Annotated in this window: 15 protein-coding genes; 4 read left to right on the top strand and 11 right to left on the bottom strand. The window is 61.1% G+C overall.

The window, feature by feature from the left end; translation table 11 throughout:
- Nucleotide 1 precedes the first annotated feature (1 nt).
- From ccoN to DIC66_RS00365, 10 genes are all read right to left on the bottom strand, one after another.
- Complete coding sequence (ccoN, locus tag DIC66_RS00410) at nucleotides 2-1,438, bottom strand: cytochrome-c oxidase, cbb3-type subunit I (RefSeq protein ID WP_117172965.1); 1,437 nt, start codon at nucleotides 1,436-1,438, stop codon at nucleotides 2-4.
- Between the two features lie 130 nt (nucleotides 1,439-1,568).
- Nucleotides 1,569-1,706, bottom strand: coding sequence for a cbb3-type cytochrome oxidase assembly protein CcoS (gene ccoS / locus DIC66_RS00405; protein ID WP_117174067.1), 138 nt, complete (start codon nucleotides 1,704-1,706; stop codon nucleotides 1,569-1,571).
- A complete protein-coding gene (locus DIC66_RS00400; protein WP_117172963.1) occupies nucleotides 1,706-4,069 on the bottom strand; it encodes a heavy metal translocating P-type ATPase in 2,364 nt (787 codons plus the stop codon). Before DIC66_RS00400 ends, ccoS begins: the two co-directional genes overlap by 1 nt.
- A 68-nt stretch (nucleotides 4,070-4,137) precedes the next feature.
- The gene (locus tag DIC66_RS00395; protein ID WP_117172961.1) at nucleotides 4,138-5,199 is read right to left on the bottom strand and encodes an HD-GYP domain-containing protein; all 1,062 of its coding nucleotides are present in this window, start codon (nucleotides 5,197-5,199) and stop codon (nucleotides 4,138-4,140) included.
- A gap of 58 nt (nucleotides 5,200-5,257) precedes the next feature.
- Nucleotides 5,258-8,806, bottom strand: coding sequence for a hybrid sensor histidine kinase/response regulator (locus DIC66_RS00390; RefSeq protein WP_117172959.1), 3,549 nt, complete (start codon nucleotides 8,804-8,806; stop codon nucleotides 5,258-5,260).
- Between the two features lie 19 nt (nucleotides 8,807-8,825).
- Entirely contained in the window at nucleotides 8,826-9,965 is a 1,140-nt protein-coding gene (locus DIC66_RS00385) for an FIST signal transduction protein (RefSeq protein ID WP_117172957.1), read from the bottom strand.
- A 114-nt stretch (nucleotides 9,966-10,079) separates the two neighbouring features.
- Nucleotides 10,080-11,642 carry a malonate--CoA ligase gene (locus DIC66_RS00380; protein ID WP_233505732.1) on the bottom strand — a complete coding sequence of 521 codons (1,563 nt, stop codon included), beginning with the start codon at nucleotides 11,640-11,642 and terminating at the stop codon, nucleotides 10,080-10,082.
- A 7-nt stretch (nucleotides 11,643-11,649) separates the two neighbouring features.
- Nucleotides 11,650-12,405, bottom strand: coding sequence for an enoyl-CoA hydratase/isomerase family protein (locus tag DIC66_RS00375; protein WP_117172955.1), 756 nt, complete (start codon nucleotides 12,403-12,405; stop codon nucleotides 11,650-11,652).
- Nucleotides 12,405-13,226, bottom strand: coding sequence for a prolipoprotein diacylglyceryl transferase (gene lgt / locus DIC66_RS00370; RefSeq protein WP_117174063.1), 822 nt, complete (start codon nucleotides 13,224-13,226; stop codon nucleotides 12,405-12,407). The genes DIC66_RS00375 and lgt overlap by 1 nt, the downstream gene beginning before the upstream one ends.
- A gap of 101 nt (nucleotides 13,227-13,327) precedes the next feature.
- The gene (locus tag DIC66_RS00365) at nucleotides 13,328-13,573 is read right to left on the bottom strand and encodes a TIGR04438 family Trp-rich protein (protein WP_117172953.1); all 246 of its coding nucleotides are present in this window, start codon (nucleotides 13,571-13,573) and stop codon (nucleotides 13,328-13,330) included.
- 93 nt (nucleotides 13,574-13,666) lie between these two features.
- Between DIC66_RS00365 and DIC66_RS00360 the strand changes: the two genes are divergently transcribed.
- On the top strand, nucleotides 13,667-13,978 hold the full coding sequence (locus DIC66_RS00360) for a c-type cytochrome (RefSeq protein ID WP_117172951.1): 312 nt from the start codon (nucleotides 13,667-13,669) through the stop codon (nucleotides 13,976-13,978).
- Between the two features lie 237 nt (nucleotides 13,979-14,215).
- The gene (locus DIC66_RS00355) at nucleotides 14,216-14,563 is read left to right on the top strand and encodes a hypothetical protein (RefSeq protein ID WP_199534634.1); all 348 of its coding nucleotides are present in this window, start codon (nucleotides 14,216-14,218) and stop codon (nucleotides 14,561-14,563) included.
- Nucleotides 14,564-14,628: 65 nt separating this feature from the next.
- Here the strand turns inward: DIC66_RS00355 and acs are convergent, their stop codons facing one another.
- Nucleotides 14,629-16,623, bottom strand: a complete 1,995-nt coding sequence (gene acs, locus DIC66_RS00350) for an acetate--CoA ligase (protein ID WP_117172949.1) — start codon at nucleotides 16,621-16,623, stop codon at nucleotides 14,629-14,631.
- Nucleotides 16,624-16,798: 175 nt separating this feature from the next.
- Here acs and DIC66_RS00345 point away from each other — a divergent pair, with 175 nt between their 5' ends.
- Together DIC66_RS00345 and murI are read left to right on the top strand one after the other, a co-directional pair.
- Nucleotides 16,799-18,352 (top strand): fumarate hydratase, encoded by a 1,554-nt coding sequence (locus DIC66_RS00345; protein WP_117172947.1) that lies wholly within the window; start codon nucleotides 16,799-16,801, stop codon nucleotides 18,350-18,352.
- A 10-nt stretch (nucleotides 18,353-18,362) separates the two neighbouring features.
- Entirely contained in the window at nucleotides 18,363-19,202 is an 840-nt protein-coding gene (gene murI / locus DIC66_RS00340; RefSeq protein WP_117174061.1) for a glutamate racemase, read from the top strand.
- Nucleotides 19,203-19,214 lie beyond the last annotated feature (12 nt).

Below are 19,214 nucleotides of genomic sequence, written 5' to 3'. Positions count from 1 at the left end.
TTCAAGCGTGGGCAACTGCGGTTGGCACTTCCACGCTCACAGCGCGGCCCTTGGTGGCAGTCATCAATGTGTTCCACAGCATGATGATCATGCCGGTCAGGTACAGCAGACCGCCCAGCAGACGCAGCACATAGAAGGGATAGGTGGCCTTCACGCTTTCAACAAAGGTGTAGGTCAGCGTTCCATCGGGGTTGATGGCACGCCACATCAGGCCCTGCATCACACCGGCAATCCACATCGCGGCGATGTAGATCACGATGCCGATGGTGGCGGTCCAGAAGTGGACTTCAACAGCCTTCAGGCTGTACATCTGCTTTTGGCCAAACAGCTTGGGAATCAGGTAGTACATGGAACCCATGGTCACCAGACCCACCCAGCCCAAGGCGCCAGAGTGCACGTGGCCCACGGTCCAGTCGGTGTAGTGGCTCAGGGCGTTGACGGTCTTGATGGACATCATCGGGCCTTCAAAGGTCGACATGCCGTAGAAGGACAGGGACACGATCAGGAAGCGCAGGATGGGGTCATCGCGCAGCTTGTGCCAGGCGCCAGACAGGGTCATCACGCCGTTGATCATGCCGCCCCAGCTGGGAGCCAGCAGGATCAGGGAGAACACCATACCAACCGACTGGGTCCAGTCAGGCAAGGCGGTGTAGTGGAGGTGGTGAGGACCCGCCCACATGTAGGTGAAGATCAGCGCCCAGAAGTGGACGATGGACAGGCGGTAGCTGTATACAGGGCGCCCAGCTTGCTTGGGGATGAAGTAGTACATCATGCCCAGGAAGCCTGCAGTCAGGAAGAAGCCCACAGCATTGTGGCCGTACCACCATTGCACCATGGCATCCTGCACACCGGCATAGGCCGAGTAGGACTTCATGGCACCCACCGGGATTTCTGCACTATTGACCAGGTGCAGCAAGGCAACAGCCAGGATGAAGGCACCGTAGAACCAGTTGGCCACGTAAATGTGGCGCACCTTGCGGGTACCCACCGTGCCAAAGAACACCACGGCAAAAGCCACCCAGACCAGTGTGATCAGGATGTCAATGGGCCACTCCAGCTCGGCGTACTCCTTGCCGGAGGTGTAACCCAGAGGCAGTGAAATGGCAGCCAGAAGGATGACCAACTGCCAGCCCCAGAAGGTAAACGCCGCCAGCTTGTCGCTGAAAATGCGAACCTGGCAGGTGCGCTGCACAACGTAGTAGCAGGTGGAGAAGAGTCCGCAGCCACCAAAGGCAAAAATCACTGCATTGGTGTGCAGGGGACGCAGGCGACCGTAGGTGAGCCATGGGATACCGAGATTGAGCTCGGGCCAAGCCAACTGGGCGGCGATGATCACGCCAACCAGCATGCCAACGACCCCCCACACTACCGTCATTACGGCGAATTGCCGAACAACAGTATCGTTGTATAGCTCGGCTTTCTGATTTGCAAATGCCATAGTTACCTCTTGATGAATTACTTTGACTGGAGTGTCTTGTGCGGAGCAACAAACGGGGTTGACACAAATCAAAGCCCCACAAGAAACACTGTTAATTACCGAGAATACAACCGAACCTCGCCCGAGCCTTTCATGAATCTTTCAGGATGCGCTCGCCTTCACGTTCTATGTCTTCAAACTGCCCTCTTTCGATGGCCCACCAGAGCCCGCCAATGATGAAAAACACCAGCACCACAGACAGGGGGATCAATAAATACAGGATATCCATCAAATTCCTTTACGTGCCTGCGCGCGACCGGTCAGCCGCAAGGCATTAGCCACCACCACCAGGGAGCTGCAAGCCATCCCCAGGCCTGCCAACCACGCAGGCAGCAGGCCCATAACTGCCAAAGGCACGCAAGCGGCGTTGTAGAGCAAGGCCCACCACAGATTCTGGCGCACCACGGCCATCGTCTTGCGCGCCAACACGACCGCGTGTGCCACTGCCATCAGTCCATCGCCCTGCACCACGAAGTCCGATTGCGCCTGCGCCAACGGGACCGCCTGGCCAATGGCAAACGACACATGGGCACCGGCGAGCACTGGTCCGTCATTCAACCCGTCGCCCACCATCGCCACCTTGTGTCCTTGCGCCTGCAGCGCGCGTAGTGCCGTCAGCTTGTCAGCCGGGGAACGGCCCCCGCGGGCGTCCTTGATACCGACCTGGGCCGCAATGCGTGCCACCGAGTCCGCACCATCGCCCGACAGCAAACAGGCCCGTACACCTGCCTGACCGAGTGCAGCAACCGTTTGTGCCGCTTGGGGGCGCAGCTCTTCGCGCACTTCAAAAGTTGCCAGCCATCCCACCTCATCACTTAAATGGACCCGCAAGGTGTCGGATGCCAGGTGGGGCAGACCACAAAAATCGGCTGACCCCAGGCGCAGGCTGCGCGCCTGCATAGCTGCGGCCTGTGCTGGTTGCGCCAAGCCCGCAATGCCACGGCCTGCAGTCTCGCTCACACCCGCACACAGCCACGCCGGCGCTGCATACAGCGGAAGTTTGGCCGCTGTCGCCAAGGCCCGGGACACGGGATGCAGCGACTGCCCAGCAAGCGCCGCGGCCATCTGCAGCGCCAGAGCCACCGGGACGCCGTCGCGGACGTTCACGGCACCGACCGCCATGGCGTCCTGGGTCAAGGTCCCGGTCTTGTCAAAGACCACTACATCCACCTCGGACAGCGCCTGCAAGGCCTGCAGATTGCGCACCAGCACACCCTGGCGCGCCAGATTGCCGGCAGCCGCCAACATGGCAGCCGGTGTGGCCAGCGACAAGGCACAAGGGCAGGTCACCACCAGCACGGCAACCGCCACCATCAGGGCGCGCTCGGGGTCGGTCTGCCACCACCACAAACAAGACAGCCCTGCAGCCAACAGCACGGCGATCAAAAAAGGCTTGGCCAGGCGGTCGGCCAAGGCGGCGCTGCCTGGCTTGGTCGTGGAGGCACTTTGCATCAGGGCCACGATCTGGGCGTAGCGGGTTTGCTCACCCAGACCCTGCACACGCACCTGCACGGTGGCACTCAGGTTGTGGCTGCCTGCAACCACTGCATCACCGGGCCCCCGCTTGAGCGCATGCGACTCACCGGTAAGCAAGGCCTCATCAACCTGTGTTTCGCCTTTTTCCACCAGGCCATCGGCAGCAAAGGCTTCACCGGGATGCACGCGCACCAGGTCGCCCACCGCCAGGCGCCTGACCGCCACGCGCTCAAACACGCCCTGCGCATTCAGGCGCTCCATACTGTCGGGCAGCCGGTTCATCAGCGCTTCGAGGGAACCGGCCGTACGGTCACGCAGGCGCAACTCCAGCCAGCGCCCGGTCAGCAGAAAAAACACAAACATGGTGAGCGAGTCGAAGTAGACCTCGCGGCCAAAGACACCAGCCGGCGAAAAGGTGCCCAGGCTGCTGACCGCAAAGGTGATGCCAATCCCGATGGCCACCGGCAAATCCATGCTGATGCTGCCGCGTCGCAGATCGCGCCAGGCGTTGCTGAAAAAAATCCCGCAGGAAAACAGCATCACCGGCAGCGACAGCACCCAGGAGGCCCAGCGCAGCAATTGCTCCATCTCGGCGGACAGGTCTCCGCGGTGGGCGATATAGGCCGGGTAGGCATACATCATCACCTGCATCATGCACAGGCCCGCCACCAACCAGCGCCACAGCGCCCGGCGAGCATCCAGGCGGCGGCGTTCACTGGCGAAGACATCATTGGCCGGCACGGCTCTGTAACCACGCGACTGGATCGCCTGCATCCATTCAGACGGCCGGACCCGTGCGGCATTCCAGACCACCTTGGCGCGGTGACTGCCAGCGCTCACCTGAACCTGCAACACACCGGGTACGGCGGCAATGGCATCTTCCACGGTAAAGCTGCAGGCGGCACAGTGCATGCCCTCAACCACCACGCTGGACTCCCAGCATTCCTGACCCTGGCTGGAAGGGCGGCTAAACGCACTCCATTCCTGCGCATCATCCAGCAAATGCAGGGCGTCGGCGCTGTGCGGCGCCAAAGGCTTCAAGGGTGCGGAGCCGACCATGGGCGCCGCTGAAGTCAGGGGGCGTGCGGCAGGGGCATCCAAGGTAGCAAAAGACATGGGGCGTAGTGTGCCCTGCGCTTCATGACAGGGCTTGATTCAAATCAAGCCACCACCATACACCTACTTCACAACTCGATCGCCTGCAGGGGATCTTCCTGGTATTTGTTGCGCACCAACTCGACATCATCCCAGGCGTTCAAAAATGCCTTGACGCAAGCGGGATCAAAATGGGAGCCCGCACCGAGATTCAGGAAGTCCACCGCCGTCTCAACTTCCCAGGCCTTCTTGTAGGGTCGCTCCGAGGTCAGTGCGTCAAAGACATCCGCCACCGCCACGATGCGGCTGAATATCGGGATGGCCTCCCCCTTGATGCCATTCGGGTAGCCACTGCCATCAAACTTCTCATGGTGGCCCTTGGCAATTTCAGCCGCCGCCTGCAGCAGCTTGGAGGAGCTGCCATGCAGCAGCTCATAGCCGAACATCGCATGCTGCTTCATGACGTCGAACTCCTGCGCAGTCAGCCGCCCGGGCTTGAGCAGGATGCTGTCAGCAATGCCCACCTTGCCGATATCGTGCATAGGCGCGGCCTCCAGAATCAGCTGCTGGTCATCCACAGACAAGCCCAGCTCACGGGCAATCAGCATGGAGTAATTGGCCATTCGCAAAATGTGGGCGCCGGTTTCCGGATCGCGGTATTCGGCAGCTTTGGCCAGGCGGTACACGGTTTCGCGCTCACGCTTCACAATCTCCTGGGTGGCCTTGCGCACCTCACCCGACAGCCAGGACGCGTGGTCGGCCATGTGCTTGCGCGCCTGGTTGAGACTGAGCATATTGCGGGCGCGTGCCAGGAATTCCACCTTGTCAATGGGTTTGGTCAGAAAGTCATTGGCGCCCAGATCCAGCGCACGGTAACGGATTTCCTTTTGATCATTGGCCGTGATCATGAGAATGGGCACCAGCTTGTGGCCCGGCATGTCACGCACCAGCCGGATGAACTCCAGACCATCCAGGTCGGGCATCATGTAGTCCACGATGATCAGGTCGGGCACGTTGTCGGTGACCCAAGCCAGGGCCTTTCGGGAGTCGTCAAAGACCTGGGCCCGGCAGTCATCAAGCTTCTTCACCAGGGCGCCGAAAAGAATCAGGTTGATCTCGGTGTCATCGACGATAAGCACTTGTTGCGGCACTGGTTTTAACCCTTTATCTAGGCTTCCATCTTAGTCCGATTTGCGTTCGACCGAGCTCTCACGCAGCAAGGCTGCGCTTCAAGGCGGCACGCAGGCAATCGACCTCGGCAACGAAGGGCTCGAGCAGTGAGCCAACCACTGCAAGGTCGCCCCTCTGGGCCAATCCCTCCAAGTGGGCTGCCAGATGGCTCGCAGGATCAGCGCCAAACATCGCCAGCGTTCCCTTGAGGGCATGCGCCGTATGGAAAACGGGCATTGCGTCACCCGCCTGCAGATGGCTCCGGATTTTCAGGCAGTCGTCGGGCCACTGGTCCAAAAACGCCTGGCCTATGATTTCAAGAATTTCCTGGTCCATTGCCTTCAGCCCGGCGTCGTAGTCAAAAGCTGAATGCCCCGGGCCCATGGCCTGCGCTGAATACGCTGCTTTGGCACCTGCGCCGACGCCACCTGCCCCCATTCCGACGGTCTGAAGCAGTTCCTGAAGTTCCTGCGCCTTGATGGGCTTTGAAATATAGTCATTCATGCCCGCAGCCAGGCAGCGCTCGCGGTCCGATTCCATGGCATTGGCCGTCATGGCAACGATGGGAACGCTGGCTCCCGCTCCCGGCAGTGCGCGAATCAGGTGCGTCGCTTCCAGGCCGTCCATGACAGGCATCATCATGTCCATCAGCACCACATCAAAGGCCTGCGTGGACACCAACTCCACCGCCAACTGGCCATTTTCTGCAACCGTCACTACGTGGCCCCAGCGCGCCAAAAGCGTGATGGCAAGCTTCTGGTTGATCGGGTTGTCCTCCACCAACAGGACGGCCAGTTTGCGTTGCTCCGCCCTGGTTGAAGAGAGTCTGTCACCGTTGGGCTCGGCGGCATTCAACAGGTGAAGGCTGCGTGCCAGTACCCGGTGCAGTTCACCGTTCGCAACCGGTTTGGAGACATAGGCTGCGATGCCCACTTCACGTGCCCGCTCGGCATCGCTACGCACGCCGGTACTTGACAGCATCACCCTGGGAATGCCGGCACAGTTCGGCAAGGCGGCGATACGTTGTGCCAGCTCAAACCCGTCCATTTCCGGCATCAGTGCATCCAGCACGATCAAATCGCATGGCTGGCCCGTGAGCGACTCCCGCTCCAGCCATTCCAGCGCCAATGCACCCGATGCGGCGGTGTGAACCACCACCCCCACCGCCTTGAGACCACGGGCAATAACATCCCGGTGAACTTCCAGGTCATCGACCACGAGCATTCGCAAGCCTGCGAACGAAATCTGGGACGCCGGCAGCACGGCTTGGCTGCGGTCCAGCCCCACACGCATGGTGAAGTGAAAGACGCTTCCGCGACCGAGCTCGCTCTCCACCCAAATCTGACCGCCCATGGCATCGACCAAGCGTGCGGAAATCGTCAGCCCCAGGCCGGTGCCACCGAAGCGACGGGTGGTGGAGCTGTCCTCCTGGGAAAAGGCTTCAAAAATGGAGCCCAGTTTGTCGGGTGCGATGCCTATGCCCGAATCGGTCACCGACAGGTGCAACAGGCAACCCTGTGCATCATGGCTTTGCAGGGCTGCACGCACAAGAATGGTCCCGACTTTGGTGAACTTGATGGCATTGCCAATCAGGTTCACCAGAACCTGCCGCAGCCGGCCGGGGTCGCCCATCACGGTTGCAGGCACATCGGGCTCGATATCGCACAGCATTTCCAGGCCCTTGTCCCGCGCGCGCAGCGCCACCACTTTGACGGTGTCTTCCAGCGTTTGCGCCAACGAGTAGGGAATATGCTCGATGACCAACTTGCCGGCCTCGATCTTGGAGAAGTCGAGAATGTCATTGATCACCCGCAGCAAGGCATCGGCAGAGCTTTTGACCACGCTGACATATTCGCTCTGCTCGGGATCGAGTTGGGTGTCCAGCAACAAGTCGGCCATACCCAGTACCCCGTTCATGGGGGTGCGTATTTCATGGCTCATGTTCGCCAGAAAATCGGACTTGGCCAGGCTGGCAGCCACTGCCTGGTCCTTGGCCCGCTGCAATTCCACCGCAATTTCCTTGGCCGCTGTCACATCGGTGAAGTATCCATTCCAAACCCAGGTGCCATTGGGCAGCTGGCGCGCGTCCGCCTGCCCGTGGACCCAAACCGTCTGGCCACTGACTTGGTGCACCATTCTGAAATCGATGGACTGGGCTTGTGCCTCGGCGCTGGCGGGTGCCAGGATGCCCACAAACCGGTCCAGATCATCCGGATGGACACAGGAACCCAAAAGGCGCGAATCGCGCATCACGTCTTCGGCACTGGCTCCGCAAATGGAGTGGATGGCGTGGCTCATGAAGGGGATGACAAAGTAACCGGCCGGATCCAGGTAGTACTGGAATATGGCCACAGGAACGTTCTCGGTGACCTCGCGCAAGCGGGCATCGGCCTCCTTGCGTTCGGTCACGTCCTGCCAGATGCCGGTAAACACAGCGGCGCCATCGGCGGCACGGTCGGGGTCCGGATTGATTTCGGCACGGATCCAGCGGATCGATCCGTTGGGCAGGCGCACCCGGTACTCCCCGCGCCAGGCGCTGGCAACCCGCAAGGCTTCACGCAAGCCGTCCTTGATGGCAACCCTGTCAGCCTCCAGCACCTGCTGCATGACCAGGGACGCATCCTCCCTGAGGGCCTGCACACCCAGTCCAAGCACTTGCTGCACGCGTGGGCTGACAAAGGTGAACCGGTCGTAATCAGCGCCCGCCTGCCACTGGAACACGGCACCCGGAACGGTATTGGTAATTCGCCGCAAACGCGCTTCGGCCGCCTTGATGCTGGACTCCATCTGCTTGCGCTCGGTGATGTCGGTCCGCATCGCAATGAAGAACGTGGGATTGCCGGCATCATCCCGCAGAGGCACCAAGGTGGAGTTGACCCAGTACAAGTCACCGGCCTTGTTGCGGTTGCAGACCTCTCCGTGCCAGACACGGCCCGCCAAAATGGTGGACCACATGTCAGCGTAAAAAGACCGGTGATGCACATCGGACTTGATCAGACGGTGCGACTGCCCCACAAGTTCCGGGCGCGTATAGCCGCTGATCTGACAGAACTTGTCATTGGCATAGGTGATGGTGCCGTGCACATCGGTAATGCTGACAATGGCATGCTGGTCCAGTGCAAACTTCTGATGCGCCAGGTCAGTCAGTGCGGCGTGCAGGTCCTTCTGGCTTTCGTCCTTTTGCCGGACCAGTTCACCCATGAGGGCGGACAGGCTTTCCAGGTTGTCGTCCATCACCCCCGTTTCATCCAGATCGACAAACTCCATCAGGCCGATCGCCGTGGTGCGCAGGGAGTCAATGGCACGGGTTCGGCTGGCAAGCTCTTCCCGCAGCCTGGTGTTGCTTTGGGTGAGTTCTACGGAGCTGAGTTCCAGGCTTCTGGTCTTGAGGTCCAGATCCCGGTCATTCTGCAAATAGGCTTCATCCACCCTCTGCACAAAGGTTGCCAGCGAACCCAGCACCTTCCTGGCGTCTGGCGTCAGGCCCGAGTACTGTGTCAGCAGAGCCAACTCCTGCTGCACTGCTTCGAACCGAGCCGGGTCAATGCCCAGGCCGTGTTTGATCTGACGCGCTAGTAACTTGTGCATAAGGGGAGCATCGCCAGCTTCACAGGGCTTCGGACAAATAGGTGATGGTCATGGTCTGGTTGTGCAATTTGCAGTCAGCCGCTGCACTGAGCGGACTGATTTCACCATAAGAATAAAAGCCGGCAAGCGTGGTGCCGGAGCCAAAAACATCGGCAACCGCTTCCACCTCTTCGTCCACCCGGCCACCCATCACCAGTTTGCGCCCAACACAACTCACCAGGAGGGCCAGGCCCTGGCCAGCAGCACCATGCATGGTTTGCGCCAATTCGGCTGCAGTCTCGGCGCCGGCCACCAGTGCATCGGTACTCGCATGCATCAGTTTGAGATACCCGTCTGCGTCAATGTCGCCAGCCAGCGTCAGGCTTCCGTCGGCTTCATTGACTCCAAGGATGGTGCGGATCAATCCCAATTCATGGTGGTCTTGTCCCAGCATGGCGAACGGGAACAACAGGCCCGAAGCCGGCAGGCCCTGGGCATGCTCGCCCAGGTAGCGCTTGTAAACCGCCAGTGCGGATTCGCCGTCCAGTTCATACAAAATATTGTGGTCACAGCGGGTGACCTTGCGGGCTGGGCCGAACGGCGACCAGCCGCCGAAGGAGCCATGCGAGAAGCGAACATGCTCACCGTAAAGGCCTATGCAAACCAGCCGCGTGCTGCTTGCGCCCAGATCATCAAGCACCCAGGTTTGCACAAAAGCGCCGCCATCACCGGCGAGTCCGCCCGTAATCGGCACACCAGCGCCTACGACCCCGGTCATGCCGGACAACACGGCACTGCCATTGATCTGCACGCCCTGCCCAAATACAAGAATGGCTTGCAGACCCTGGCGCACCAGACCCTCTGCCAGCCTGCGCCCGGCCGCCTGCGAATCGTCCATGCCTTGGAGTTCGGTGCTGACCTGAACCACATGCGAGGCGTCGAATCTCAGTGCCGTGACCACAAGCCCGTCAACGTCGACGCCGTCATTGGATATTTCGCCTGCGGTGGAACAGCCCGCAACATGGGCGTCTCTGAACAACTGGCCCAGTGTCGGTGCCCAGTCCCTGAGCGCACCGACGGAACCAAACGCCAAGACAAGTTGGGGCGCAATGGAGGCAAGAGTCACAAGCGCAGCAACATCCGGTTTGGAATTTTTCAGGATGACCTGTGCTGTGTGCATTTCTGCTCTCCTGCGATGGAAGAAAATGTGTCCCTGCAGGAATAATACGCCCGAAAGCAGCTGGCTCTTCTGTTCAGGCACATGCCAATTGGCAAGCCGACGAGAGCCCGGACCTCACGTTGTCAGGTAACGCGCACGCAGCTGATTTTTTTGCACCTTGCCCATGGCGTTACGTGGCAATTCCGCCACTACATGGCAACGCTTGGGCACCTTGAAGTTGGCCAAGGTGGCCTTCAGTGCCGCAAGAATTCCCTGGGGGTCGAGTTGGGAACCACGCCTGGCAATCACCACGGCAACGCCCACCTCACCAAAGTCCGGGTCCGGCACGCCCACCACCGCACTTTCGGCCACCCCGGGCAGTGCGTTGATATAGCCCTCCACTTCAGCCGGGTAGACGTTGTAGCCGCCGCTGATGATGAGGTCCTTGCTGCGCCCGACAATGGTCACATAGCCTTGGGCATCCATGTGGCCCACATCCCCCGTCCTGAAAAAGCCGTCAGCCGTGAATTCTTCGGCCGTCTTCTCTGGCATGTTCCAGTAGCCTTGAAACACACCCGGGCCCTTGACCTGAATGCCGCCAATTTCACCCGGAGCAAGCGCCAGCCCATCGTCACCCACCACGCGCAGCTGCACACCGGGCAAGGCGGGGCCCACGGTGCCGCCCCGGCGTTCCCCATCCAGGGAGAAGTAGGGGTTGGAGGTGAGCATGATGGTTTCGCTCATGCCGTAGCGCTCCAGAATGGTGTGGCCAGAGCGCGCCTGCCAATCCAGAAAAGTCTCGATGAGCATGGGCGCAGAGCCGGAGACAAAAAGGCGCATGCTGCGCACCGCCTCTGCCCCCCAGCCACCTTCGCCCAGCAAGCGCACATACAGGGTGGGCACACCCATGAAAACCGTGGCATGCGCAAAAGCCTGCAGCGCCGCTTTGGGGTCGAATTTGCCCAGCCAGATCATCTTGCTGCCGTTCAGCAGTGCGCCGTGGATAGCCACAAACAGACCGTGCACATGGAAGATGGGCAAGGCATGCACCAGCACGTCACCGCCCTGCACTTCGCTGCGCCAACCCCAGGCCTTTTGCAGCACCTGTGCATTGCTCAGCAAATTGCCATGTGACAGCATGGCACCCTTGCTGCGTCCCGTGGTGCCACTGGTGTAGATGATGGCGGCAAGGTCATCCGGCGCACGCACCGCCACCGCATGCTCACGGCCAAACCTGGCAGCACGCTCCAATAGGGAGCCGGTGCGGTCCTCATTCAGGGTAAAGACATAGGCGGTGCCCGCAGTAAAAGCCAGCTTGCTGACCCAGCCAAAGTTGCGCCCAGTGCACACCACCACGGACGGCTGGGCATCCGCAATGAAATAGGCCATCTCGGCACTCTGGTAGGCCGTATTCAAGGGCAGGAACACCAGCCCGGCCCGCAGCGTCGCCAGGTACAGCACCAGTGCCTCCACCGACTTTTCCACCTGCACGGCGATGCGGGCGCCTGCAGGCAAGTCCAGTGAATCCAGCATGTTGGCCAGCATGGCCGTGGCATCCAGCAGGTCCTGCCAGCTGTAGTACAGGCCACTATCGGTTTCTACGGCGACGTTCCGCAGGTCAGATGGAAAGCCACCGCGCAAGGCGGCAAACAGGTTGGCGTTGGGTGTTGCAGGGGGCATGCTTTTCGGCTGGGTCATGGCGTGTCTAAAACTGGGGCTTTCGCTTGGCGATAAAGGCGGCAATGCCTTCTTTGTGCTCGGGGCTACTGGCATAGCCGTATGGCTGCTCAATGGCAACACCCTGCTTCAGGGCACTGAGGGTTTGCTTGTTCAAACGGGCCGCCTGTGGAGACAGTCCGGCAATGCGCCTCACAAGTGACTGGCTGGCCTGCTCCAGTTCGGCTTCGGGCACGACGTGGGTCAGAAAGCCCTGCTGTGCCATGTGCGCGGCCGCAAACACTTCGGCAGCCAGCAGCATGGCGCGCGCCGTCATCTCCCCCACGGCGGCACTCACCAGGGCCGCTTCGCGTGGCGCCATGGGAAAGCCCAAGCGGGCAATGGGCGCGCCAAAGGTGGCTGCAGTACTGGCCAGACGCAGGTCGCAGGCGCTGGCTATCTCCACACCGGCGCCCATGCAGACGCCGCTGATCTGGGCCAGCACGGGCACATCGCAATCCAGCATGGCCGACAGCGCGCCCCAGACCTCTTCTTCGTGAAAGCGGCGCAAGGCGGCTTCGTCAAAGCGGAAGCCGGGGTACTCGGCAATGTCACCCCCGGCGCAAAAGTGGACCCCGGCTCCGCGCACCAGCACACAGCGTACGTCGGCATCGACCTGAAGGGCTACAAAAGCCGTCTTGAGTTCGCGCCACATCGCGCGCGACATGGCGTTGAGCTTGTCCGGATTGTTCAAGGTCACCGTGGCCACGCCGCCCAGCCGCGCTACCGAAATACCTGCGTCCATCACCGCCCCTGGCTTGCAGCGGGCTGCTTTCCGAAATACAGCCACAGTGCAGCGCCACCCAGAACCATGGGAACGCACAACCACTGCCCCATGCTCATACCCAAGGACAACAGGCCCAGATGGGCATCGGGCTCACGGAAAAATTCGGCAATAAAGCGGAACACCCCATACCCAGCCAGGAAGGCTGCAGCCACCCGCCCCTGCTGCGGAGCGGTGCGCGCATACCACCACAGCAGCACGAAAAGCAGCAAGCCCTCCATCAGGAACTGGTAGACCTGTGAGGGATGGCGCGGCGCGTCCCCTGCACCCCGGAATACCATGGCCCAGGGCAGCGAAGGATCGGCCACACGACCCCACAACTCGCCATTGATAAAGTTGCCCACGCGCCCCGAAGCCAGTCCCGTGGGCACACAGGGCGCCACAAAGTCTGCCACCTGCCAGAACGGCTTTTTGCGGGAGTACGCAAACCACACCATGGCGGCCACCACGCCCAGCATGCCGCCATGAAAGCTCATGCCGCCCTGCCACACCGCAAGAATCTCCAAAGGGTGGCTGGCGTAGTAACCGGGCTTGTAAAACAGGCAGTATCCAATGCGCCCGCCCAGCACGACGCCCATGACGCCGATGAACAGAAAGTCTTCGATGTCCTTGTAGCTCCAGGCGCGATCGCCTGTCAGGCTGACATAGGGCGGGTGCTTGAGGCGCAGCCGGGCCAGCAACAGGAACAGCCCAAAGGCCACCAGATAGGTCAGGCCATACCAGTGCACAGCCACAGGACCGATTTGCAGGGCAACGGGATTAATTTCGGGGTGTATCAACATGTCCGCCATTGTGCACGGACGGCACTGCGCATCAGTAAAGCGATGCCCGGGATTTGCTCAAACGCCCCAGGCAGAGGAGCCAGCGCGAGCAGCTGTTTGCATCAACGCTTCCGGGATTTTCCCAGCGTGCCGATGTTCTCGCGGCTCTTGAGAATCCGGGCATTCTTGCGTTCGTTTTCACGCTCCATGGCGCGCTTCTTGGTATAGCCCGAAGCGTCCGCCCAAGCCCACCAGGCCACAGCCATTGCGAACGGCGACAGCACCCAGATCCAGGAGAGGCTGGCTACCGGGCCGATTTCCAGAAACTTCAAAAGCATCAGAATCAAACCCAAACCGACAAAGTACATTTTTGGCTCCCATAACGACACCCTGCACTGGTGCAAGGTGTCACACCATCCCTAAAATGGATTGTCCGACTGTAATCCAATCCAGAGATATTGATGAAGCACTTTAGTGCCCCGCTGTTGCTGGCTGCTGCGTGCACGCTGGCGCCCTTACCCGTGCTGGCAGACCTGGCGCTGGCCACAGCCAGGAACTGCATGAGCTGCCACAACGTGGACCGCAAGGTGGTGGGCCCGGCCTTCAAGGACGTGGCCACCAAATACCGGGGTGACAAGGCAGCACCTGCACGTTTGGCCACCAAAGTAATGCAGGGCGGTGGTGGCGTCTGGGGTGTGGTGAAGATGCCCTCCAACCCGCAGGTCAACGAAGCCGAAGCCAAAAAGCTGGTGGCTTGGATATTGAGCCAATAGGCCTTCACCAGCGGCCTGCACTCTTGCAGCCTGCCAAGCTTCGACCGCAGCCAGCTCTTCCCAAATGTCCGTTGTCTGACACTCAGAGTGTCATCACAAAGGCTTCGTCGAAACAATCAAGCCCTCGCCCCAAAGAGCGAGCAATGCCGCCCACAGGGCATTGTCCCGATTCACCCACAGGGGGAATTTCTTCCATTGTTTCGATGCTGCCAGCCAGCACATTTCTGGAGTCCTTTCATGAAAACACATCTTGCCGCTTGCCTGTTTGGCACCTTGTTGCTGGGCGCTTGCGCCTCGCCCACCGTGGTGCAGGCGATCAAACCGGGCGACACCGGGCTTACCTGTTCCCAATTGCAAAACGAATACGCTGATGCCGAAAAAATGAAGAAAGAGGCGGACGGCGCCAAGGGCGTTACCGGCGGCAACATTGCCCGTCTGCTGTTTTGGCCTTCAATTGTCGGCACCTACATGAATGCCAATGAGGCCATTGCTGCGGCCGACAACCGCAAGGTCAACCTGGCCAATCACATGTCGCAAAAGAACTGCCCCATTCCGACACCCACGCAGGTTGTTGAAACCAAATAAGCCAGTCCCCAAACAGACACAAAAAAACCGCCCAAGGGCGGTTTTTTTTTGGGCGCCAAGCCAGATCAGTAAGCCTGACCCAGCTGATCCAGGATGGCCGGGTTTTCCAGGGTGGAGGTGTCCTGGGTGATGGCCTCGCCCTTGGCGATGGAACGCAACAGGCGGCGCATGATCTTGCCGGAACGGGTCTTGGGCAGGTTCTCGCCAAAGCGGATGTCCTTGGGCTTGGCGATCGGTCCGATTTCCTTGCCCACGTGGTCGCGCAGTTGCTTGGCAATCGCCTTGGCCTCGTCACCCATGGGCAGGGAGCGCTTGAGCACCACGAAGGCACACACGGCTTCACCGGTGGTGTCGTCAGGGCGGCCCACCACGGCGGCTTCGGCCACCAGGTCGGTACAGCTCACCAGGGCCGATTCGATTTCCATGGTGCCCATGCGGTGGCCGGACACATTGAGCACGTCATCGATACGGCCGGTGATGGTGAAGTAGCCGGTCTTCTCGTCGCGGATGGCGCCGTCGCCAGCCAGGTAGTACTTGCCCTTGAAGTCATCGGGGTAGTAGCTCTTCTTGAAGCGCTCGGGGTCGCCCCAGATGTTGCGGATCATGGAAGGCCATGGCTTCTTGACGACCAGAATGCCGCCTTGGCCATTGGGCACGTCCTTGCCGGTCTCGTCCACGATGGCTGCCTGGATGCCCGGGAAGGGCAGCGTGCAGGAGCCAGGAATCATGGGTGTCGCGCCAGGCATGGGGGTGATCATGTGGCCACCGGTTTCGGTCTGCCAGAAGGTGTCCACGATGGGGCACTTGCTGCCGCCCACGTGCTTGTAGTACCACTCCCAGGCTGCAGGGTTGATGGGCTCGCCCACCGAGCCGAGCAGGCGCAAGGAACTCAGGTCATAGCTCTTGGGGTGCACGGAATCCTTGGCTTCAGCGGCCTTGATCAGCGAACGGATGGCCGTGGGTGCGGTGTAGAACACGGTGCACTTGTGGTCCTGGATCATCTTCCAGAAACGGCCGGCGTCCGGGTAGGTGGGCACGCCTTCAAACACGATCTCGGTGCCGCCCAGAGCCAGGGGGCCATAGGTGATGTAGGTGTGGCCGGTGACCCAGCCGATGTCGGCCGTGCACCAGAACACATCGTCGGCCTTCAGGTCAAACGTCCACTTGGTGGTGAGCGCTGCATGGAGCAGATAGCCGCCGGTGGAGTGCTGCACGCCCTTGGGCTTGCCGGTGGAGCCGGAGGTGTAGAGCAGGAACAGGGGGTGTTCAGCTTCGACCCACTCTGGCTCGCAGGTGGTGGACTGGCCCTTGACCACATCGTCCATCCAGGTATCGCGGCCAGCGGTCATGGCAATCTCGGAGCCGCTGCGCTTGACGACCAGCACGTTCTTGATGGAGTCGCAACCACCCAGGATCAGGGCCTCGTCCACAATGGACTTGAGGGGCAGCAACTTGCCGCCGCGCACCTGGTGGTCGGCGGTGATGATGGCAACAGCACCCGTGTCTTCCACACGGTCGCGCAAAGACTGGGCCGAGAAGCCACCGAACACCACGGAGTGGGTGGCGCCGATACGGGCGCAGGCCTGCATGGCAGCCACGCCGTCGATGGACATGGAGATGTAGATGACCACGCGGTCACCCTTTTTGACACCCATGGCGCGCAGGCCGTTGGCTATTCTGCAGACCTTGTCGAGCAGGGCCTTGTAGGTGATCTTGGTGACTTCGCCGCCGTCGGCTTCAAAAATGATGGCGGTCTTGTCGCCCAGGCCTTTTTCGACATTGCGGTCCAGGCAGTTGTAGGAGGCGTTCAACTTGCCGTCGGCAAACCACTTGAAGAAAGGCGCATCGCTTTCGTCCAGCACCTGGGTGAAAGGCACTTTCCAGCTCAGCAGTTCCTTGGCCAGGCGGCCCCAGTAGCCTTCGTAATCGGTTTCGGCTTCCTTCACCAGGGCGTTGTAAGCGTCCATGCTGGGGATGGCGGCGTTCTTGACGAACTCGGCGCTGGGCAGGTAGGTGGTGAGTTGTGTAGGCGTGCTTTCGCCGGCGGTGGTTGCGGTCATATTAGAAGTCTCCTCGGTTGATTCAAAAACTGGGCGGATGTTGGTGCCGCGCACTTACACATCACTGACTGATGGGGCGTGCAACGGCGCTTGTCAGTTGGCCGTGGGGCGGATTGGCTAAACTTGTGCGCTGGATCAAGCCCACACTCCCCAAACTACTTCCGCCACACCGCATATGACCACCTCCATCCGTCAGGCCGACCTGATCGAATCCGTTGCCGCAGCCCTGCAGTACATCAGCTATTACCACCCCGCAGATTACATCGCCCACCTGGCCCGCGCCTACGAGCGTGAGCAAAGCGCTGCGGCCAAGGACGCCATCGCCCAGATCCTGACCAACAGCAAGATGAGCGCCACCGGCCACCGCCCGATCTGCCAGGACACCGGCATCGTCAACGTGTTCCTCAAAGTGGGCATGGACGTGCGCTGGGAAGGCTTCACCGGCTCGCTGGACGACGCCATCAACGAAGGCGTGCGCCAGGGCTACAACCACCCCGACAACACCCTGCGCGCCAGCGTGGTGGCCGACCCCGAGTTCCTGCGCAAGAACACCAAAGACAACACCCCGGCGGTGATCTTCACCGAGATCGTGCCCGGCAACACCGTGGAAGTGACCGTGGCGGCCAAGGGCGGCGGCAGCGAGAACAAGAGCAAGATGATCATGCTCAACCCCGGCGACTCGGTGGTGGACTGGGTGCTCAAAACCGTGCCCACCATGGGCGCGGGCTGGTGCCCACCCGGCATGCTGGGCATCGGCATTGGCGGCACCGCTGAAAAGGCGGTGCTCATGGCCAAGGAAAGCCTGATGGACGACCTGGACATGTACCAGTTGCAGGCCAAAGCCCAATCCGGCGCGGAGCTGGACAACGTGGAGAAGCTGCGCCTGGAGTTGTTCGAGAAGGTCAATGCCCTCGGCATTGGCGCCCAGGGCCTGGGTGGCCTGACCACGGTGCTGGACATCAAGATCAAGATGTACCCCACGCATGCGGCCAGCAAGCCCGTGGCCATGATTCCCAACTGCGCGGCCACCCGCCACGCCCACTTTGTGATGGATGGCTCGGGCCCGGTCTACCTAGACCCGCCCAGCCTGGACCTGTGGCCCAACGTCAACTGGACGCCTGACTATGTGAAGAGCAAGAAGGTCGACCTCAACACCCTCACCAAGGAAGAAGTGGCCAGTTGGACGCCCGGCCAGACCCTGCTGCTCAACGGCAAAATGCTGACCGGCCGCGACGCTGCGCACAAGCGCATCCAGGGCATGTTGGCCAAGGGAGAAAAGCTGCCGGTGGATTTCACCAACCGCGTGATCTATTACGTGGGCCCGGTGGACCCGGTGGCCGGCGAGGCCGTGGGCCCTGCCGGCCCCACCACCGCCACCCGCATGGATGGATTCACCGAGATGATGCTGTCGCAAACCGGCCTGATTTCCATGGTGGGCAAGGCCGAGCGCGGGCCCGTAGCCATTGAAGCCATCAAGAAACACAAGAGCGCCTACCTGATGGCCGTGGGCGGTGCCGCCTACCTGGTCAGCAAGGCCATCAAGCAGGCCCGGGTCGTGGGCTTTGCCGATCTGGGCATGGAAGCGATTTACGAATTTGACGTGGTGGACATGCCCGTCACCGTGGCCGTGGATGCGGGCGGCACCAGCGCCCACATCACGGGACCCGCCGAATGGCAAAAGAAGATTGCCACCGGCGAGTTCAAGAACATCCCGGTCACTTCCCGCTAAGCCCTTGAAGCTGTCCGCAGCCCAGGACCGCCCCATCGGTGTCTTTGACAGCGGTGTGGGTGGCCTGAGCGTGCTGCGCGCCCTGCAGGCCGAATTGCCGCAGGAGCGATTTGTCTATGTGGCCGACAACGGCCACGCCCCCTATGGCGAGCGCGATGACGCGCATGTGCTGAGGCGCTCCCACGCCATTGCAGACTTTTTTGTCGCCAGCCACGGCATCAAGGCACTGGTGGTGGCCTGCAACACGGCCACGGCAGCGGCCATCCACACCCTGCGCGCGGTCTACCCCATGCTCCCCATCATCGGGATTGAGCCGGCTCTCAAACCGGCTGCTGCCAACAGCCAGACCGGTGTGGTGGGTGTGATGGCCACGCGCGCCACCCTGAACAGTGAAAAGTTTGCCCGGCTGCTGGAGAGCCTGCATGGCAAGGCCACCTTTGTGCTGCAGCCCTGCGATGGTCTGGCGGACGCAATTGAGCGCTCGGACACCACCAGAACCCTGGCGTTGTGTAGTGATTTCACGAGGGCCATGGGCCGCTTCGGACAGGCACCTGGGGAGATGGACACGCTGGTCCTGGGCTGTACACATTACGCCTTTGCAGCGCCAGAACTTCAAAGCATGGTGGGTGGGCAGACGGTGTTGCTCGAGGGTGGTGCCCCGGTCGCACGGCAAACGCGCCGCCTGCTGGAGGCTGCGCACACGTTGCGGGGCCTGCCTGAACCCGGTGGCAATCGACAGGACGTCGCGCCAGCGCAGTTCTATTCCACAGGAAACGTGCGCCTGCTCGATTCAGCCTTGCAACGCTGGCTGCACATCCGGGCCAGCGCCACTGCACTGGATCTGAATTAGCAACTGCGTACC

This window comes from Rhodoferax lacus, from assembly GCF_003415675.1.
GTDB lineage: Bacteria > Pseudomonadota > Gammaproteobacteria > Burkholderiales > Burkholderiaceae_C > Allorhodoferax > Allorhodoferax lacus.
Note: the sequence above shows the minus strand (reverse complement) of the source record. Positions and strands in the feature narration are given on the sequence as shown.

Excerpts from the sequence above, each read along its gene's own strand:
- DIC66_RS00400 (WP_117172963.1), bottom strand. The coding sequence starts at position 4,069 with ATGTCTTTTGCTACCTTGGATGCCCCTGCCGCACGCCCCCTGACTTCA.
- DIC66_RS00345 (WP_117172947.1), top strand. The coding sequence starts at position 16,799 with ATGACCACCTCCATCCGTCAGGCCGACCTGATCGAATCCGTTGCCGCA.
- DIC66_RS00375 (WP_117172955.1), bottom strand. The coding sequence starts at position 12,405 with ATGGACGCAGGTATTTCGGTAGCGCGGCTGGGCGGCGTGGCCACGGTG.
- DIC66_RS00360 (WP_117172951.1), top strand. The coding sequence starts at position 13,667 with ATGAAGCACTTTAGTGCCCCGCTGTTGCTGGCTGCTGCGTGCACGCTG.
- DIC66_RS00365 (WP_117172953.1), bottom strand. The coding sequence starts at position 13,573 with ATGTACTTTGTCGGTTTGGGTTTGATTCTGATGCTTTTGAAGTTTCTG.
- ccoS (WP_117174067.1), bottom strand. The coding sequence starts at position 1,706 with ATGGATATCCTGTATTTATTGATCCCCCTGTCTGTGGTGCTGGTGTTT.
- ccoN (WP_117172965.1), bottom strand. The coding sequence starts at position 1,438 with ATGGCATTTGCAAATCAGAAAGCCGAGCTATACAACGATACTGTTGTT.
- DIC66_RS00380 (WP_233505732.1), bottom strand. The coding sequence starts at position 11,642 with ATGACCCAGCCGAAAAGCATGCCCCCTGCAACACCCAACGCCAACCTG.
- acs (WP_117172949.1), bottom strand. The coding sequence starts at position 16,623 with ATGACCGCAACCACCGCCGGCGAAAGCACGCCTACACAACTCACCACC.
- DIC66_RS00385 (WP_117172957.1), bottom strand. The coding sequence starts at position 9,965 with ATGCACACAGCACAGGTCATCCTGAAAAATTCCAAACCGGATGTTGCT.
- DIC66_RS00355 (WP_199534634.1), top strand. The coding sequence starts at position 14,216 with ATGAAAACACATCTTGCCGCTTGCCTGTTTGGCACCTTGTTGCTGGGC.
- lgt (WP_117174063.1), bottom strand. The coding sequence starts at position 13,226 with ATGTTGATACACCCCGAAATTAATCCCGTTGCCCTGCAAATCGGTCCT.
- DIC66_RS00390 (WP_117172959.1), bottom strand. The coding sequence starts at position 8,806 with ATGCACAAGTTACTAGCGCGTCAGATCAAACACGGCCTGGGCATTGAC.